Source organism: Vibrio sp. 1167 (genome assembly GCF_033340375.1).
GTDB lineage: Bacteria > Pseudomonadota > Gammaproteobacteria > Enterobacterales > Vibrionaceae > Vibrio > Vibrio alginolyticus.
Genome location: NZ_JAWOWK010000121.1, coordinates 1 through 1,056, shown reverse-complemented (window position 1 = coordinate 1,056; position 1,056 = coordinate 1). Strand labels below are relative to the sequence as shown.

The window sequence follows — 1,056 nt, the reverse complement described above, 5'->3', positions numbered from 1 at the left end:
TGGGCGAAGGATGGGCTAGAAGCCATGGAGTTCTTAAAAGATCACTCTTATGATTTGATTTTGATGGATAACCAACTTCCGCATCTTGGTGGCATCGAAACCACGAAAGAGATTCGTCAAAACTTGAAATTGGGGACGCCAATTTACGCCTGCACCGCCGACACTGCGCAAGAAACCAGTGATGCATTTATGGAAGCAGGCGCGAACTATGTTTTGCTGAAACCCATTAAAGAAAATGCACTCCACGAGGCTTTTGTTGACTTCAAGCTGCGCTTCTTGATTGAACGGACATAGTTTGCTGCTACATTTACGGTAGTTTCTTTGTTTACCTAGCCCAACTTAGCTTTTCTGAGTTGGGCTTTTTCTTTCCTGCAATCTGAAGATCTTAATTCTTCACAACCTTTTAAATGCACAAAAACTCATTGTGATTTAAATCACAAAAATATTTACTTAGCGTGCTAACTAAATTATATTGCTTAGCACGCTAAGTAATAGAGTGCATCTTATGATTCAAGACATCAACATTTTGAGAGATCTGTCCCTTGCCGAAAAACTGTCTCGTGTCGCTCGTTTATGGAAGATGGTTGCCGACCGTGAGCTCGAACCGCTAAACCTAACTTACCCGCGCTGGACGGCGCTTTGGAAGCTGTATCGAATGGGCGACAACATCAGTCAAAAGCAACTTGCTGAAGCGCTTGAGATTGAGCTTGCCTCGTTGATGCGCACGCTAAAACTACTCGAAGAGCAATCGCTCATTACGCGACGTTGTTGTGAGCATGACAAGCGAGCACGAATTGTCAGCTTAACGGACGAAGGCAAAGAGCTGTTGATACAAATGGAAGAACGCATCTTGCAGGTTCGTCGAAAACTGCTCTCAGAAATCAATGACCAAGAGCTAAAGAAATTGGGCTTGATCCTAGAGCAAATTGCTCACAATGCGCTCGATTCACTTGGCGAATAAAGTCAGAAATCCTAATAAAAAAGAGAAGTAAACGCCTATGACTCCAGACCAAAAGTTCGCGCGTTGGATCAAATATTCTTGCGTCGCGTTTGTCC

At 43.7% G+C, this 1,056-nt stretch carries 2 protein-coding genes; both read left to right on the top strand.

Annotated elements, in window-relative coordinates; genetic code table 11:
• Positions 1-294 (top strand): response regulator (locus tag R7Z78_RS24800; protein WP_169643730.1); only part of this gene is annotated, 294 nt, incomplete at its 5' end.
• 211 nt (positions 295-505) lie between these two features.
• Positions 506-961: a transcriptional regulator SlyA gene (gene slyA / locus R7Z78_RS24795; RefSeq protein ID WP_017447361.1), complete on the top strand. Its 456-nt coding sequence runs from the start codon at positions 506-508 to the stop codon at positions 959-961.
• Positions 962-1,056: the final 95 nt, after the last annotated feature.